This is a genomic window from Mycobacterium sp. NGS19 (assembly GCF_059813155.1).
Genome location: NZ_JCALEB010000005.1, coordinates 197,027 through 216,812 on the forward strand (window position 1 = coordinate 197,027; position 19,786 = coordinate 216,812).

Sequence of the window (19,786 nt, forward strand, 5' to 3'; positions counted from 1 at the left end):
GGGGGGCCGCATGGAACATGATGACCGCGCGCTGCCACTGACGCGCGGCCAGCTCGACATTTGGCTGGCGCAGGAAACCGGTGATTCCGGCACGGAGTGGCAGCTCGGCCTGTTCGTGCGGATTGAGGGGCTGGTGCAGCGTGACTCCCTCGAGTGGGCGATCCGCCGCGTCGTTCGAGAGGTGGAACCCGGCAGAGCCGCCTTCTTCGAACAGGATGGCCAGGTCGTCCAAAAGGTCATCGACAACCCGGACGTCGAACTCGCGTATCACGATCTGCGCGATTCGACCGATCCAGTGGGAGAAGCTCACCAAATCGCCGAGGCGATTCAACGCACACCGCTGCCATTCAGTGGGCCACTCTTCAAATTCGCGTTGTTCCAGACCCGGGTCGACGAATTCTATCTGTTCGCCTGCTGCCACCACATCATCATTGATGGGTTCGGTCTCGGCCTGGTGGGCCAGCGAATTGCATCGGTTTATTCAGCAGTTGTTTCCGGCGCCGCCATTCCGCCGTCTATTTTCGGCTCACTGCAGGAATTGGTCGATCTCGAAGCAGAGTACGAAGCGTCCAAGGACTATCTCGACGACCAGGCGTACTGGAGCCAGAACCTTCCGTCGGGAACGGGTTCGGACTACCAGTTACCTCCGGCAGAGGACGACCGAGATCCGTCGTGGCTTTCTCCGCCGGTGCGCCTGGACCCCGCGGTGCTGCGCCGAGTCGACGATCTGTCTCGAGCGTGGAACGTGCCGCGCTCGTCCGTTATCACCGCAGCGTGCGCACTGCTGGTACACGGCTGGAGCGTTGAAGGTTCGGAGGTCGTGCTCGACTTCCCGGTGAACAGGCGTGTGCGTCCGGAGGTGCGGACGCTTCCCGGGATGGTCGCCGGCGTAGTGCCATTGGTGCTCAACGCCTCACCCGAGTCCGCGGTCGCAGACTTCTGCAAGCACGTCGACGCCCGGATCCGCGAAGCGGTTCAGCACCAGCGATTTCCGGTACACGCTCTCGAGCGCAGGTCCGGGTCGCGGCAGCGGGCCGACAGGGTAAGCGTCAACTTCCTCCCGCCGGCCCTCACATTCCCGTTCGGTGGCGCGACGGCGACCGCGTCCTACACCAATCCCGGGCCGGTCGGCGCCTTCGGATTCATCTTCGCCAACTCGGGCGACGACCTGTTCCTCAGCACAGAGGGCGCCGCCCAGCCCTTCGCGAACTTCGAGCCCGCCGAACTCGCCCGACGGTTGGAACAGCTGCTGGTGGCGATGGCGGCTGATCCGTCGCGGCGGTTGTCGACGGTGGCTGTGCTCGATGAGGCCGAGTGCGCGCGGCTTGATGAGTTGGGTAATCGGGCGGTGTTGTCGGGGCCTGCGCCGGCGATGGTGTCGATTCCGGAGGTGTTCGCGGCTCGGGTGGCCGCTGCGCCGGATGCGGTGGCGGTGACGTTCGAGGGTCGGGCGTTGTCCTATCGGGAGTTGGATGAGGCGTCCAATCGGTTGGCGCACATGCTCGTTGAGCTCGGTGCCGGGCCGGGTCGGACGGTGGCGTTGTTGTTCAACCGGTCGGCTGAGGCGATCGTGTCGATGTTGGCGGTGCTCAAGAGCGGTGCGGCGTATCTGCCGATTGATCCGACGCATCCGGATGCGCGCATCGAGTTCATGCTCGCTGATGCGGCGCCGATCGCGGCGGTGAGCACTGCGGGGCTGGCGGGGCGGTTGCAGGGCCGGGATCTGTTGGTGATCGATGTGGCCGATGCGCGCATCGAGGGCTATCCGAGCACGGCGCTGCCGGTGCCGGCTGCTGATGACCTGGCGTATGTGATTTACACCTCGGGGACCACCGGCACGCCGAAGGGCGTGGCGATCACTCATGACAACGTGACCCAGTTGGTGGGGTCGATGGATGCGGCGGGTCTCCCGGCGGGTGCGGGGCAGGTGTGGTCGCAGTGGCATTCCTACAGCTTTGACATTTCGGGCTGGGAGATCTTCGGTGCGCTGCTGCGTGGCGGGCAGTTGGCGGTGGTGCCCGAGTCGGTGGCGCGCTCACCGGAGGATCTGCGGGCGTTGCTGATCCGGGAGAAGGTCAGCGTGCTCAGCCAGACGCCGTCGGCGGCGGGAATGCTGTCGCCGCAGGGGTTGGAGTCGGTGCACGCGTTGCTGGTCGGTGGTGAGGCCTGCCCGCCGGATTTGGTGGATCGGTGGGCGCCGGGTCGGGTGATGATCAACGAGTACGGCCCGACGGAGACCACGATGTGGGTGGCGGTCAGTGCGCCGCTGTCGCCCGGTTCGAGGGTGGTGCCGATTGGGGTGCCGTTGCCGGGGTCGGCGTTGTTCGTGCTGGATTCGTGGTTGCGTGCGGTGCCGGCGGGTGTGGTCGGCGAGTTGTATGTGGCCGGTTACGGCGTCGGTGTGGGCTATGTGGGCCGGTCGGGGCTCTCGGCGTCGCGGTTTGTGGCGTGTCCGTTCGGTGGGCCAGGCCAACGGATGTATCGCACCGGGGATTTGGTGCGCTGGGGTGCCGACGGGCAGTTGCAGTATTTGGGCCGGGTCGACGAGCAGGTCAAGATCCGCGGGCACCGTATCGAGTTGGGTGAGATTCAGGCGGCGTTGGCCGCTGTGGACGGGGTGGAGCAGGCCGCGGTCATCGCCCGGGAGGACCGTCCCGGTGACAAGCGGCTGGTCGGCTACATCACCGGCACCGCTGATCCGGTCAAGGCGCGCACCGCGCTGGCCGAGCGGCTGCCGGCCTATGAAGTGCCCTCTGCAGTGGTCGTGGTGGACAGGCTGCCGCTGACGCCGAACGGCAAACTCGACAAGCGGGCGTTGCCCGCACCGGAATACCTCGACGTCGATTCCTACCGCGCCCCGGCGACCGCTACCGAAGAAATCCTGGCCGGCGTCTATGCCCAAGTGCTCGGTGTGGAGAGGGTCGGGGCTGACGACTCCTTCTTCGACCTCGGCGGCGATTCGCTTTTGGCCATGCGTCTGGTCGCCGCCATCAACAAGGCCCTCGACACCCACGTCTCCGTGCGTGCGTTGTTCGAGTCGCCCACGGTCGCGCAGCTCGCATTGCGTGTGGGTGAGGACGACGGCGGACTGGAGCCGTTGGTCGCCGTCGAGCGGCCGGCCGTGATTCCGTTGTCGTTTGCGCAGAACCGGTTGTGGTTCCTCGATCAACTGCAGGGACCGTCAGCGATCTACAACATGGCCGTCGCGTTGCAGCTGCGGGGCCCGCTTGATGCTGCAGCCCTGAAGGCCGCGCTGGGTGATGTGGTGGCGCGCCACGAGAGTTTGCGCACAGTGTTCGTCGCGTCCGACGGGGTGCCCCAGCAGGTGGTGGTGCCGGCCGAACAGGCCGAGTTCGGCTGGGAGTTGGTCGATGCGACGGCGTGGTCGGCGGACCAGCTCGAGGATGCCGTCGGGCAGGCGAGCGGTTACACGTTCGATCTTGCTGCCGAAATTCCTTTGCGGGCAACGCTTTTCCAGCTCGGCGATGACGAGCACGTGTTGGTGGGGGTGGTGCACCACATCGCCGCCGACGGCTGGTCGATCACTCCGTTGGTCAGGGATTTGGGTGAGGCTTATCTGGCGCGCCGTGAGGGCCGCGCGCCGGGGTGGGCGCCGTTGCCGGTGCAGTACGTGGATTTCACGTTGTGGCAGCGGGCGCAGTTGGGTGAGCTCGACGATCCGGACAGCCGCATCAACGCGCAGCTGGCCTATTGGCAGCAGGCGTTGGCCGGACTGCCCGACTGGTTGGCGTTGCCCACCGATCGCCCGTATCCGGCGGTCGCCGATTATTGCGGGGCCAGCGTGGTGGTGGACTGGCCGGCAGAGTTGGCGCAGCGGGTGCGTGAGGTGGCCCACGCGCACAACGCGACCAGCTTTATGGTCGTGCAGGCGGCGTTGGCGTTGTTGTTGGCCAAGATCGCTGCGAGTTCTGATGTGGCCCTTGGGTTTCCGATCGCCGGTCGGCGTGACCCCGCACTCGATGATTTGGTCGGGTTTTTCGTCAACACATTGGTGTTACGGGTGAATGTGGCCGGCGATCCCACGGTGGGCGAGTTGGTCGATCAGGTGCGCCAACGCAGCCTAGCGGCGTTCGAGCACCAGGACGTGCCGTTCGAGGTGCTCGTCGAGCGGCTCAACCCGGTGCGCTCGCAAACCCATCACCCGCTGGTACAGGTGCTGTTGGCGTGGCAGAACTTCGCCGGGCACGACAACGGCGATCCGGCTGCCGGGCTGACGCTGGGTGAGGTCCAAGTCAGCGAAATGCCGGTGCAAACCCGCACGGCCCGAATGGATTTGGCGTTCTCGCTGGGTGAGCGCTGGGATGCCGCGGGTGAGCTCGTCGGCATCGGTGGGGTGGTGGAGTTTCGCACCGATGTGTTTGATGCGGCCAGCATCGAGGCGTTGGTGGGCCGGTTGCGGCGGGTGTTGGCGGCGATCACCGCAGACCCGGCGCGGCGGGTGTCGCGGGTCGATGTGCTTGACACTGGTGAGCGGGTGGTGCTGGAGCAGTGGGGCAACGCGGCGGCGTTGAGTGCCCCGCAGCGTGGCTGGGTGTCGATTCCGGAGATGTTCGCCGCGCAGGTCGCCCGTGTTGGTGAGGCGACCGCGGTCAGGTGTGGCGGCCGGTCGTTGACGTATCGCGAGCTCGATGAGGCGTCGAACCGATTGGCGCATTTGCTGGTTGAGCTGGGTGCGGGCCCGGGTCGGTGTGTGGCGTTGTTGGTGCCGCGCTCGATCGAGATGGTGGTGTCGGTGTTGGCGGTGCTCAAGACGGGTGCCGCGTATTTGCCGATTGATCCGGCGCATCCGGATGCGCGTATCGGGTTCATGGTTGCCGATGCGGCGCCGGTGGTTGCGGTGAGTACTGCGCAGCTGGCGGGGCGGCTGCGGGGGGTTGGGGTGGTGGTCGATGTCGAGGATCCGCGCATCGACGGTTATCCGGGTACCGCGTTGGCGGTGCCGGGTGGCGATGATGTGGCGTATGTGATCTACACGTCGGGCACCACCGGTACGCCCAAGGGGGTGGCGGTGGCGCATCGCCATGTTGTGCAGTTGTTGGAGCAACTTCGACGGTATGTGCCGGTGACCGCGGTGTGGTCGCAGTGTCATTCGTATGGGTTTGACACCTCGGTGTGGGAGACCTTCGGGGCGCTGGTGCATGGCGGGCGGCTGGTGGTGGTGCCCGATGAGGTGGTGCGCTCGCCGCAGGAGTTGCATGCGGTGTTGGTGGCCGAGGGTGTGGGGATGTTGACTCAGACGCCCTCGGCGGTGGGGGCGCTGTCTGAGCAGGGTTTGGACGGGGCGGCGTTGGTGGTGGCCGGGGAGGCGTGCCCGCCGGATGTGGTGGATCGGTGGGCGCCGGGGCGGGTGATGATCAACGCCTACGGGCCGACTGAGACGACGATGGTGGTGATGCTCAGCGCTGCGCTGAAGGCGGGGTCGGGGGAGCCGCCGATCGGGTCGCCGGTGGCCTCGGCGGCGTTGTTCGTGCTGGATCAGTGGTTGGCGCCGGTGGCCCCGGGTGTGGTCGGTGAGTTGTATGTGGCCGGGCATGGGGTGACCTACGGCTATGTGGGCCGGCCGGGGCTCTCGGCGTCGCGGTTTGTGGCGTGCCCGTTCGGGGCGCCCGGGCAGCGGATGTATCGCACCGGGGATTTGGTGCGCTGGGGTGCCGATGGGCAGTTGCGTTACCTGGGGCGCGCGGATGAGCAGGTCAAGATTCGCGGGCATCGCATCGAGCTGGGCGAGATCCAGGCCGTGTTGGCCGGCTTGGAGGGGGTGGCTCAGGCGGCGGTGATCGCGCGTGAGGACCGTCCCGGTGACAAGCGGCTGGTCGGCTACATCACCGGCAGCGCCGATCCCGCCCACATCCGCGCCCAGTTGGCCGAGCGGTTGCCGGCCTACGAAGTGCCCGCCGCCGTGGTGGTGTTGGACAAGCTGCCGTTGACCGTCAACGGCAAACTCGACACCCGCGCGCTGCCGGCACCGGACTACCACGACGCCCAGCGCTACCGCGCCCCGTCCACCCCCACCGAAGAAATCCTGGCCGCCATCTACGCCAACGTCCTGGGCCTCGAGCGCGTCGGCGTCGACGACTCCTTCTTCGACCTCGGCGGCGACAGCATCTCGGCGATGCGAGTGGTCGCAGCCGTCAATAAAGCCCTGAATACCTCGCTCGCAGTCCGCACCCTGTTCGAGGCGCCGACGGTGGCGCAGTTGGCGCCGCGGATCGGCGAAGATGCCGACGGGCTCGACCCGCTGAGACCCGTCGAGCGGCCGGCGGTGGTGCCGCTGTCGTTCGCGCAGAACCGGTTGTGGTTCCTCGACCAACTGCAAGGGCCGTCGCCGATCTACAACATGGGTGTCGCGCTGCAACTGCGCGGCACGCTCGACGTCGACGCGCTGAAAGCCGCGCTGGCCGACGTGGTGGCCCGTCACGAAAGCCTGCGCACCCTGTTCGTGGCGTCCGACGGGGTGCCCCAGCAGGTGATCGTGCCGGCTGAGCAAGCCGAATTCGGCTGGCAGGTGGTGGATGCCACCGAGTGGTCGGCAAGCCGACTCGAAGAGGCCATTCAGGAGGCAGGCAGCTACACCTTCGCGCTTGCGAACGAAATTCCTTTGCGCGCAACGCTTTTCAAGCGGACGGCGGACGAATACGTGCTGGTGGGGGTAGTGCACCACATCGCCGCCGACGGCTGGTCGATCACTCCGCTCGTCGCTGATCTGGCCCAGGCGTACCAGGCCCGCCAGCAGGGCAAAGCGCCTGCGTGGGCGCCGTTGCCGGTGCAGTATGTCGACTACACGCTGTGGCAACGCGAGCAGTTCGGTGACCTGGACGACAGCGAGAGCCGTATCGCTTCGCAGCTGGCGTACTGGGAACAGGCTCTGGCCGGACTGCCTGAGCGGCTCGAATTGCCCACTGACCGGCCGTACCCCGCCGTGGCCGACTACCGCGGCGCCAGCGTGGCGGTGGAGTGGCCGGCGCAGCTGCAGCAGCGGGTCAACGAGGTGGCTCGTCAGCACAACGCGACCGCCTTCATGGTGCTGCAGGCCGCGTTGGCGGTGCTGCTGGCCAAGATCAGCGCCAGCAGGGATGTGGCGGTCGGCTTCCCGATCGCCGGGCGCCGCGATCCTGCGCTTGACGATCTGATCGGGTTCTTCGTCAACACCCTGGTCCTGCGCGTCGACCTCACCGGGAATCTCACGGTCGCCGAGTTGCTGGAGCAGGTGCGCCAGCGCAGCCTGGCCGCCTTCGAGCATCAGGACGTGCCGTTCGAGGTGCTGGTCGAGCGACTCAATCCCGTTCGGTCCCGCAGCCACCACCCCCTGGTGCAGGTGCTGTTGGCGTGGCAGAACTTCGCGGGGCAGGGCAGCGACCTGGTTTCTGGCCTGTCCCTGGGTGATGTCGAGGTCGCCCAGATGCCGGTGGAAACGCACACCGCCCGCATGGATCTGGCGTTCTCGCTCGGGGAGCGCTGGACCGAGGCGGGAGAGCCCGCTGGAATCGGCGGATCGGTGGAGTTCCGCACCGACGTCTTCGACACCGGAACCATCCAAGCGCTGATCGAGCGGTTGCAGCGGGTGCTGGCGGCCATGACCGCCGACCCGGCGCAGCGGCTCTCGTCGATCGATCTCGTCGACGCCGACGAGCTAGCTGCCCTCGACCAGATGGGCAACCGGGCGGTGCTGGGCCAGCCAGTTACGCCGGTGTCGATACCCGAGTTGTTCGCCGAGCACGTGGCGCGCTCGCCGGAGGCGACGGCGATCACCTTCCAAGGTCACTCGATGACCTACCGTGAGCTCGACGAGGCCGCCAATCGGCTGGCGCATCTGCTGGTCGACCGGGGCGTCGGGCCGGGCGATTCCGTGGCGGTTCTCTTCCCACGGTCTGCTGCCGCGATCGTCTCGATCCTCGCGGTGCTCAAGACCGGAGCGGCATATCTGCCCATCGATCCCGCGCTGCCGGCCGCGCGGATGGAGTTCGTGCTTGCGGACGCCGCGCCCGTCGCTGCCGTCACCACCGCGAATTTCGCCGAGCGACTGCAGGGCCGCAACCTGTTCGTCGTCGACGTCGACGATCCGAGCATCGGGGCTTACCCCGCTACCGGCCTGCCTGCCCCGGCGCCCGAGAACATCGCCTACATCATCTACACGTCCGGCACCACCGGTGTGCCCAAGGGCGTGGCGGTCGCCCACCGCAACGCGGCCGAACTGTTCAAGTCGCTGCACGCGGACATGGGCTTGACGCCGGGACAGGTGTGGACGCAGTACCACTCGCTGGCGTTCGACTTCTCGGTGTGGGAGATCTGGGGTGCGCTGATCGGCGGTGGCCGTCTGGTGGTGGTCCCCGAACCGGTGGCGCGCTCACCTCAAGACTTCCACGACGTGCTGATCAATGAGCACGTCACCGTGCTGACGCAGACCCCGTCCGCGGTCGGGGCGCTGTCACCGGAAGGGCTGGAATCCGTGGCGCTGGTGGTGGCCGGTGAGGCGTGCCCCGCCGAGGTGGTGGACCGATGGGCGCCCGGCCGTCTGATGATCAACGGCTACGGCCCGACGGAGACCACGGTGTGCGTCGCGATCAGCGCGCCGCTGTCACCCGGGTCGGCCGTCCCGATCGGCTCGCCGGTGTCCGGCGCCGCGTTGTTCGTGCTCGACGAATGGCTGCGGCCGGTCCCGCCCCGCGTGGTCGGTGAACTGTACGTGGCCGGACGTGGCGTGACGTGCGGCTACATCCGGCGGCCCGGACTGACCGCCTCGCGCTTCATGGCCTGCCCCTTCGGCGAGCCCGGCGAGCGGATGTACCGCACCGGCGACCTGGTGCGGTGGGGCCCCGACGGCCAGCTGCAGTACCTCGGCCGCGCCGACGAGCAGGTGAAGGTCCGCGGCTACCGCGTGGAACTCGGCGAGATCCAGGCCGCGCTGGTGGCACTCGACGGCGTGCAGCAGGCGGCGGTCATCGCGCGCGAGGACCGCCCGGGCGACAAGCGACTGGTGGGCTATGTCACCGAGTCGGTGCCGGGCGCGGTGGACCCGTCCGCTGCCCGTGCGGCGCTGGCGGAGCGGCTGCCGGCCTACATGGTGCCCGCTGCGGTAGTGGTGCTGGACACGCTGCCCCTGACCGCCAACGGCAAGCTCGACAAGCGCGCGCTGCCCGCGCCGGAATACCGCGACGGCGATTCGTACCGCGCGCCGAGCACGCCGACCGAGGAAATCCTGGCCGGCATCTACGCACAGGTGCTCGGCCTGGAGCGGGTCGGCGTCGACGACTCGTTCTTCGACCTCGGCGGCGACAGCATTTCGGCGATGCGCCTGGTGGCGGCGGTCAACAAAGCGCTCGACGCCCACGTCGCGGTGCGCGCCCTGTTCGAGGCGCCCACCGTGGCGCAGTTGGCGCCGCGGATCGGCGAGGAAGCCGACGGGCTCGAGCCGCTGGTGGCCGTCGAGCGGCCGGCGGTGGTGCCGTTGTCGTTCGCGCAGAACCGGTTGTGGTTCGTCGATCAGCTGCAGGGACCGTCGCCGATCTACAACATGGCGGTCGCACTGCAGTTGCGCGGCACGCTGGATGCCGATGCGCTGCACGCAGCGCTGGCCGACGTGGTGGCCCGTCACGAGAGCCTGCGGACCGTGTTTCCGGCGTCTGACGGGATCCCGCATCAGCACGTGGTGCCCGCTGAGCAAGCCGTGTTCGGATGGGACGTCGTCGACGCCACCGGTTGGTCGGCAGCACAGCTAGATCAGGCCATCGAGAAGGCCGCCGGCTACACGTTCGAGCTCACCAGCGAAATCCCTTTGCGCACAACGCTTTTCAAGACCAGCGATGACGAGCACGTGCTGGTGGGCGTGGTGCACCACATCGCCGCCGACGGCTGGTCGATCACCCCGCTGGTCGCTGACCTGGCGCGGGCTTACCAAGCGCGTCAGCACGGCCGGGCCCCGGACTGGGTGCCGTTGCCGGTGCAGTACGTGGACTACACGCTGTGGCAGCGTGCCCAACTCGGCGATCTCGACGACGGCGACAGCCGCATCGCCGCGCAGTTGGCCTACTGGCAGCAGACCCTCGCCGGACTGCCGGAACGGCTGCAGCTGCCCACGGATCGGCCGTACCCCGCCGTGGCCGACTACCGCGGCGCCAGCGTGGCGGTGGAGTGGCCGGCGCAACTGCAGCACCGCGTCACCGAGGTGGCCCGTCAGCACAACGCCACCAGCTTCATGGTGATGCAAGCCGCGTTGGCCGTGCTGCTCTCGAAGATCAGCGCGAGCTCCGATGTGGCCATGGGCTTCCCGATCGCCGGGCGCCGCGATCCGGCGCTGGACGACCTGATCGGGTTCTTCGTCAACACCCTGGTCCTGCGCGTCGAGGTCGCCGGCGACCCAACCGTCGCCGAGCTGCTGGAACACGTGCGCCAGCGCAGCCTGGCCGCCTTCGAGCATCAAGACGTGCCGTTCGAGGTGCTCGTCGAGCGGCTCAACCCGACACGATCCCTGAGCCATCACCCGCTGGTGCAGGTGTTGTTGGCGTGGCAGAACTTCGCCGGACAGGGCAATGACCTGATCTCCGGCCTTTCGCTGGGCGACGTCGACGTCAGCCAGCTGCCGGTGGACACTCACACCGCCCGCATGGACCTGGCGTTCTCACTCGGCGAGCGCTGGACCGAGGCCGGGGAGCCGGCAGGCATCGGCGGCGCGGTCGAGTTCCGCACCGACGTGTTCGACGCCGCCAGCATCGAGTCGTTGGTCGACCGGCTTCAGCGGGTGCTGACGGCCATGACCGCCGACCCGACGCAGCGGCTGTCGTCGATCGACCTCCTCGACGCGGGCGAACACGCCGGCCTCGACGAGATGGGCAACCGCGCTGTGCTGACCCAGCCCGCGACGCCGGTGTCCATTCCCGAGCTGTTTGCCGAACATGTGGCACGCCACCCAGAGGCTGTCGCGATCAGCTTCGAGGGCCGCTCGACCACCTACCGCGAGCTCGACGAAGCCGCCAACCGGCTGGCGCATCTGCTGGTCGAGCACGGTGCCGGCCCGGGCCAGTGCGTGGCGCTTCTCATGCCGCGATCGGCGCAGGCCGTCGTGTCGATCCTCGCGGTGCTCAAGGCCGGCGCGGCCTACCTGCCGATCGATCCCGCCCATCCCGATGCCCGCGTCGAGTTCATGCTGGCCGACGCGGCGCCCGTCGCCGCCGTTACCACTGCTTCGCTGGCGGAGCGCCTCGACGGCTCCGGACTGCTCGTCATCGATTTCGACGACCCGCGGATCGCCGCGCAACCCAGCACCGCGCTGCCGGCGCCGGCGCCCGACGACATCGCCTACCTGATCTACACCTCGGGCACCACCGGTGTGCCCAAAGGCGTGGCGATCACCCACCACAACGCCACGCAGCTGCTCGAATCGCTGGACGCGGGTCTGCCGCGTGACGGCGTGTGGCCGCTGTGCCATTCGCTGGCCTTCGACGTGTCGGTGTGGGAGATCTTCGGCGCGCTGCTGCGCGGCGGTCGGCTGGTCGTCGTCCCCGAAGTCGTCGCCGGCTCGCCCGAGGACTTCCACGACGTGCTGGTCACCGAGCAGGTGAGCGTGCTGACCCAAACCCCCTCTGCGGTCGGGATGTTGGAGCCCGAAGGGCTGGAGTCGGCGGCCTTGGTGGTGGTCGGTGAGGCGTGCCCCGCCGAGGTGGTGGACCGCTGGGCGCCGGGCCGGGTGATGATCAACGCCTACGGCCCCACCGAGACCACGATGTGCGTGGCCATCAGCGCGCCGCTGAGCCCGGGCGCGGCCGTGCCGATCGGCTCGCCGGTCACCGGCGCTGCGTTGTTCGTGCTGGACCAGTGGCTGCGGCCGGTCCCGGCCGGCGTGGTCGGCGAGTTATACGTCGCCGGGCGCGGCGTGGGCGTCGGCTATGTCCGTCGCGCCGGGTTGACCGCGGCGCGGTTCGTGGCCTGCCCGTTCGGCGGACCCGGGGCACGGATGTACCGCACCGGTGACCTGGTCCGCTGGGGTGCCGACGGGCAGCTGCAGTACCTGGGCCGCGCCGACGAGCAGGTCAAGATCCGCGGCTACCGCATCGAGCTCGGCGAGGTGCAGGCGGCCCTGGCCGCGCTGGACGGCGTGGAGCACGCGGCGGTCATCGCCCGCGAAGACCGCCCCGGCGACAAGCGCCTCGTCGGCTACATCACCGGAACCGCGGACCCGGTCGCGGTACGGCGCGAACTCAGCGAGCGCCTCCCGGTCTACATGGTCCCCGCGGCGGTGGTGGTGCTCGACGCGCTGCCGCTGACGCCGAACAACAAACTCGACACGCGCGCTCTGCCCGCGCCGGAATACCAAGATGCCGGAGGCGAGTATCGCGCCCCGTCCAGCGCGGTCGAAGAGGTCCTTGCCGGAATCTACGCGCAGGTGCTGGGCCTGGAGCGGGTGGGCGTCGACGACTCGTTCTTCGAGCTTGGCGGCGACAGCATCTTGTCGATGCAGGTGGTGGCCCGGGCGCGGGCAGCCGGCCTGACCTGCCGCCCACGCGACATCTTCGTCGAGCAGACCGTGGCGCGGCTGGCCCAGGTGGTCGGCGTGGCCGACGGCGCGTCCGGTGTGGTGGACGAGGGCACCGGCCCCGTGGTGGCCACCCCGATCATGCGCTGGCTGCACAGCGTCGACGGCGCGGTCGACCAGTTCAACCAGACCGTCGTGGTGCAGGCGCCGACCGGGGCGACCGAGGACGACGTCGTGGTGCTGTTGCAGGCGCTGCTGGACCGGCACGCCGCGCTGCGACTGCGGGTCGACGACGACGGCGCGGGCGGCTGGGCGCCGATCGTGCCCGAACCCGGCAGTGTCGACGCACGCGAATGCCTACAGGTCGTCGACGTGCTGTCCGAGGACGCCGTGACAGCGGCCCGCGCAAGGCTGAACCCGTCCGCCGGGACCATGCTCAGCGCGCTGTGGGCTACCGACTCCGGCCAGCTGGCTCTGATCGTGCACCACCTGGCCGTCGACGGCGTTTCGTGGCGAATTCTGTTGGAAGACCTCAACATTGGGTGGGCTCAGCATCACAGCGGCCAGCCGATCGCACTGCCCGCGCCCGGAACGTCGTTCGCCCGCTGGTCGGCGCTACTGGCCGAGCGCGCTCATGCCGCCGACGTGGTGGCGCAGGCTGACGCCTGGCGCCAGGTCGCCTCGACGCCGGCCGTGTTGCCGACGGTGCAGCCCCAAGTCGATACCTACGCCACCGCCGGGTCACTGTCGATGAGGCTCGACGCCGACACCACGCGACGCCTGCTCGGTGAGGTGCCGGCCGCGTTCCACACCGGGGTGAACGACATCCTGCTGATCGCGTTCGGGCTGGCATTGTCGGAATTCCTGGGCAGTGGCGCCGCGCCGATAGGCATCGACGTCGAGGGCCACGGCCGCGCGGAGGAGCAGTTCGGCGACGTCGACCTGTCCCGCACCGTCGGGTGGTTCACCACCAAATATCCGGTCGCGCTGGCGCCGAGCGGCCTTTCCTGGGGTCACGTGGTGGCCGGCGACGCCCCGCTGGGTGCCGCGGTCAAGCACGCCAAGGAGCAACTGCGCGCGCTGCCCGACGGATTGACTTATGGGCTGCTGCGCTACCTGAACGCCGACGTCGAGTTGGCCCATCCGGATCCGACCATCGGGTTCAACTACCTCGGGCGGTTGGGTGCGGCCGCGTCGCAAGCATCCGAAGATCTGTGGCGGCCCAGCCAGGACGCCGGATCGCTGACCGCCGCGGCGGCCGCCGTGCCGATACCGCTGGCGCACACCCTGGAACTCAACGCGGGCACCGTCGACACCGACACCGGCCCGCATCTCGAGGCCAGCTGGACGTGGGCGCCGTCAGCTCTCGACGACGCGCAGGTCCGGCGTCTCGGCCAGTTGTGGTTCGACGCCCTGGCCGGCATCAGCGCGCACGTCGAACGCGGGGGAGGCGGCCTCACCCCGTCCGACATCCTCCCGGCTCGCCTGACCCAGCAGCAGATCGACGAACTGCAGGGCCGGCAGCGCGTCGCCGACATCCTGCCGCTCACCCCGATGCAGCAGGGCCTGCTCTTCCACGCCAGCGCCGCCGAAGGCAACGACGACGACGTCTATGCCCTGCAGCTGAGCATCACGGTCACCGGTCCTCTCGAGGCCGACCGACTCCGCGAAGCAGTGGACCTGGTGGTCAACCGTCACCCGAACCTCGCGGCGCAGTTCTGCGATCAGTTCGACCAGCCGGTTCAGGTCATCCCGGCCGCTCCCGTGCCGGCGTTCCGGTATGTCGAGCTCGACGGCGATTCGGCAGACCTCGACGGGCAGATCGAGCAACTGTGCGCAGCCGAACGCGCCGCGGTCTGCAACCTGGGGGACCCGCCGGTCTTCCGGACGGCGCTGATCCGCACCGCCGACGATCGGCACCGGTTCGTGCTGACCAGCCACCACATCGTGCTCGACGGCTGGTCGCTGCCCATCCTGCTGAGGGAGATCTTCGCCGGCTACTACGGGCAGCGGCTGCCCGCCGCGGCGCCGTACCGCAGCTATGTGAGCTGGCTGGCCGATCGTGACCTGGATGCCGCCCGCGCCGCCTGGGCCGACGTGCTCGCCGGGTTCGACACCCCCACGCTGGTGGGTCCCGCGGATCGGCTCGGGCTGGGCAAACGCGGCGTCGAATCGCTCCAGGTGTCCGAAGCGACCACGCAGGCCCTCGGCGAGCTGGCGCGCTCGCAGCACACCACCGTCAACACGGTGCTGCAAGCGGCGTGGGCGCAGCTGCTGATGTGGCTGACCGGCCAGCACGACGTGGCCTTCGGCGCCGTGGTGTCAGGACGGCCGGTCGAGCTGCCCGGCGCGGACTCCATGGTCGGTCTGCTGATCAACACCGTGCCGGTGCGGGCGACGCTCAGCGCCACCACCACCAGCGCCCAGCTGCTCGACCAGCTTCAGCGCGCCCACAATCACACACTGGAACACGAGCATCTGGCGCTGCACGAAATCCATCGCATCACTGGACACGACCAGTTGTTCGACACGCTGTTCGTGGTCGAGAACTATCCCATCGACACCGGTGTGCCGCTGGGCGTCGACGGGTTGGCGATCGCGGAGTTCGCCAGCCGCGAATACAACCACTACCCGCTGACCGTGCAAGCGGTGCCGGGCCGGGAACTGACGTTGCGCGTGGAGTTCGACACCGAGGTGTTCGACGCCGCCAGCGTCGAGTCGCTGGTCGAGCGGCTGCGGCGGGTGTTGGTCGCGATGACGACCGATCCGTCGCGACGGCTCTCGTCGGTCGATGTGCTCGACGAGCGTGAACACGCCCGCCTCGACGAGGCCGGCAACCGGGCGGTGCTGAGTGAGCCTGAGGCTGCGTTCGCGTCGATTCCGGCGCTGTTCGCCGTGCAAGCCGCGCGAGCACCCGAGGCCGTGGCGGTGACGTGTGAGGGTCGGTCGTTGACCTATGGCGAGTTGGATGAGGCGTCGAATCGGTTGGCGCACTTGCTGATTGGTTATGGTGCCGGACCGGGGCAGCGGGTGGCGGTGTTGTTCCCGCGCTCGATTGAGGCGATCGTGTCGATTTTGGCGGTGCTCAAGACCGGGGCGGCGTATTTGCCGATGGATCCTGCGCATCCGGTGGCGCGGATGCAGTTCATGTTGGGTGATGCGGCGCCGGTGGCGGCGGTGACGACGGCGGGGTTGGCGGAGCGGTTCGAGGGTGCGGGTGTGGCGGTGATCGACATCGACGATCCAGCCATTCACGCTCAGCCGGCCACTGCGTTGGCGGTGCCGGCCGCTGATGACATCGCCTACATCATCTACACCTCGGGCACGACCGGGACGCCGAAGGGTGTGGCGATTGCGCATCGCAATGTGGCGGTGTTGTTGGAGACGTTGGACGAAAGCCTTGAACTCGACGGGCAGGTGTTCACCCAGTTCCATTCGCTGGCGTTCGATTTTTCGGTGTGGGAGATCTGGGGGGCGCTGCTGGGTGGCGGGCGGCTGGTGATGGTGCCCGATTCGGTGGCGCGTTCACCGGAGGAGTTCCACGCGTTGTTGGTGGCTGAGCAGGTCAGTGTGCTCAGTCAGACCCCGTCGGCGTTTTATGCGTTGCAAAGCGCTGATGGGTTGCAGCCCGAGTTGGGCCAGCAGCTCAAGTTGCAGACGGTGGTGTTTGGCGGTGAGGCGTTGGAGCCGGCGCGGATGCGGTCGTGGCTGGAGCGTCATCCGGGGTTGCCGCGGATGATCAACATGTACGGCATCACTGAGACGACGGTGCATGCGTCGTTGCGCGAGATCGTCGAGGCTGACGTCGAGGTGAGCGTCAGCCCGATCGGGGTGCCGCTGGCGCATCTGGGGTTTTTCGTCCTTGATGGGTGGTTGCGTGCGGTGCCGGCTGGTGTGGTCGGTGAGTTGTATGTGGCCGGGGCGGCGTTGGCGTACGGCTATGTGGGCCGGCCGGGGCTCAGTGCGGCGCGGTTTGTGGCGTGCCCGTTCGGGGCGCCCGGCCAGCGGATGTATCGCACCGGGGATTTGGTGCGCTGGGGTGCTGACGGGCAGTTGCAGTATCTGGGTCGCGCCGATGAGCAGGTCAAGATCCGCGGCTATCGCATCGAGCTCGGTGAGATCCAGGCGGCGCTGGCCGGTGTGGACGGCGTGGATCAGGCGGTGGTGATCGCGCGTGAGGACCGCCCCGGTGACAAGCGCCTGGTCGGCTACATCACCGGCAGCGCTGACCCGGTCAAGGTGCGCGCCGAGCTGGGCGGGCGGCTGCCCGAATACATGGTGCCCGCCGCGGTGGTAGTGCTCGAGGCGCTGCCGCTGACCGTCAACGGCAAACTCGACACCCGCGCGCTGCCGCCACCGGAATACCAGGACGTCGACGGCTATCGGGCGCCGGCGAGCGCGGTCGAAGAGATCCTGGCCGGCATCTACGCCGAAGTCCTCGGCCTCGAGCGCGTCGGCGTCGACGACTCGTTCTTCGAACTCGGCGGCGACAGCATCCTGTCCATGCAGGTTGCGGCCCGGGCCCGGGCCGCCGGTCTGACCTGCCGTCCGCGCGACGTGTTCGTCGAACAGACCGTGGCGAAGCTGGCCCGCGTCGTCGGGGTGGCCGACGGTCCCGGTGTGGTCGACGAGGGCACCGGCCGGGTGATTGCCACCCCGATCATGCGCTGGCTGCACAGCGTCGGCGGTCCCGTCGACCAGTTCAACCAGACCGTCGTAGTGCAGGCCCCGGCCGGGGCGACCGCCGACGATGCGGTGGTGCTGTTGCAGGCTCTGCTGGACCGGCACGCGATGCTGCGGCTGCGCGTGGACGACGACGGCGACGGCGGTTGGTCACTGACCGTGCCCGACGCCGGATCCGTCGACGCGCACGGTTGCGTGCAGGTGGTCGACACCCTGACGGACGAGGCGCTGGTGGCGGCCCGTGAGCGGCTGAGCCTGGCCGCGGGCGCGATGGTCAGCGCGTTGTGGGTGACGGACACCAGCCAGCTGGTGCTAATCGTCCACCACCTTGCCGTGGACGGGGTGTCGTGGCGAATTCTGTTGGAAGACTTGAACATTGCGTGGGCCCAGCACCACAGCGGTCGACCGATCGAACTGCCGGCGCCGGGCACGTCGTTCGCCCGCTGGTCGGCGCTGCTGGCCGAATATGCGCATTCCGCGAAGGTGGCGGCGCAGGCCGACGCCTGGCGGCAGGTCACGGCCACGCCCGCGGTGTTGCCGGCCGTGCAGCCGGACAAGGACACCTACGCCACCGCAGGCTCGATGTCGGTGTCGGTGGACCCCGAGACGACGCGGCGCCTGCTCGGTGAAGTGCCGGCCGCGTTCCACGCCGGGGTCAACGACATCCTGTTGATCGCCTTCGGGTTGGCGCTCTCGGAGTTCATGGGCACCGGCGCCGCGCCGATCGCCATCGATGTCGAAGGCCACGGCCGCGTCGAGGAACTGTTCGGCGACGTCGACCTGTCGCGCACCGTGGGCTGGTTCACCACCAAGTACCCGGTGGCGCTGACGGTCGGGGGCGTGTCCTGGGAGCAGGTGCTCGCCGGCGACGCGGCGCTGGGTGCAGCGATCAAGAACGCCAAAGAGCAGCTGCGTGCGCTGCCGGATGGGCTCACCCACGGCCTGCTGCGCTACCTCAACGCCGACGTCGACCTGCCCGGCTCCGATCCGGCTATCGGGTTCAACTATCTGGGCCGGCTGGGCGCCGGCGGCGCCGAGATGTCCGGTGAGCTCTGGCTGATGAGCCAGGACGGAATGTCGGAAACCGCAGCTGCGTCGGCGCTGCCGATGCCCTTGGCGCACACCGTCGAACTCAACGCCGGAACGGTCGACACCGACGCCGGCCCCAGCCTGCGCGCCGCATGGACGTGGGCACCGTCGGCGCTGGATCAGACCCAGGTCGACCGGCTCAGCCAGTTGTGGCTCGACGCGCTGACCGGCATCTGCGCGCACGTCCAACAAGGCGGCGGCGGCCTCACGCCGTCCGACATCGCGCCGGCTCGCCTGACCCAGCAGCAGATCGACGAGTTGCAGGCCCAGGAGCGCGTCGCCGACATCCTTCCGCTGACCCCGCTGCAGCAGGGCCTGCTCTTCCACGCCAGCACCGCACACGGCAGCGATGACGACCTCTACGCGGTGCAGCTGAGCATCACCGTGACCGGTCCGATCGACGCCGACCGGTTGCGCGAGGCCGTGAACACCGTGGTGAACCGCCACCCGAACCTGGCGGCCCGGTTCTGCGACCAGTTCGACGAGCCGGTGCAGGTCCTGCCCGCCGAAACCGTCGTGCCGTGGAAGTACGTGCAGCTCGACAGCACCGGCGTCGACAGGCAGGTGCAGCAGCTGTGCGCCGACGAACGCGCCGCAGTCTGCGACCTCGCCGACCCGCCGGCCTTCCGCGCCGCTTTGATCCGCACCGCGCCCGACCGCCACCGCCTGGTGCTGACGAACCACCACATCGTCATGGACGGCTGGTCGATGCCGATCCTGCTGCAGGAGATCTTCGCCAGCTATTGGGGCCAGCGGCTAGCCGCGCCGCCGTCGTACCGCAGCTTCGTCACCTGGCTGGCCGAACGCGATCTCGACGCCGCCCGCGCCGCCTGGCGCAAGGTGCTTGCCGGCTTCGACACGCCCACTCTTGTGGCGCCGCCCAACCGCATGGGCCTCGGGCGGCGCGGCGTGAAGTCTCTGCAGATGCCGGAGGAGACCACGCGCGCCATCGGCGAGCTGGCGCGCTCGGAACACACCACCGTCAGCACTGTGCTGCACGGCGCATGGGCCCAGCTGCTGATGTGGCTGACCGGAAACAACGACGTGGTGTTCGGCACCACAGTGTCGGGCCGGCCGCCGGAATTGCCAGGCTCCGAATCCATGGTGGGGCTGCTGATCAACACCGTTCCGGTGCGCGCAACGATCACCGCGTCCACCACCATCGGCGACCTCCTCCAACAGCTGCAGACCGCCCACCTGGAGACGCTGGAGCACCAGCATCTGGCGCTGCATGAAATCCATCGCATCGCCGGCCACGACCAACTTTTCGACACCGCCTTCGTGTACGAGAACTACCCGATCGACAGCGGTGCCCAGTTGAGTGCCGAGGACCTGGCGGTCACCGAGATCACGCCGCAGGAGTACAACCACTACCCGTTGACGGTGCAAGCCGTCCCGGGCCGCGAATTGATTTTGCGGGTCGAATTCGATACTGACGTGTTCGAAGAGGAAACCGTCGAAGCGCTGATCGAGCGGCTGCGACGAGTACTGGTGGCGATGACCGCCGACTTGGGGGGAAATTCATGA

The 19,786-nt window shown here is 68.6% G+C and carries 1 protein-coding gene; it reads left to right on the top strand.

What is annotated here, in order from left to right; all coding sequences use genetic code 11:
• The first annotated feature begins 10 nt into the window (after positions 1-10).
• Positions 11-19,786, top strand: a complete 19,776-nt coding sequence (locus AC5Y4N_RS16575; RefSeq protein ID WP_499909886.1) for a non-ribosomal peptide synthase/polyketide synthase — start codon at positions 11-13, stop codon at positions 19,784-19,786.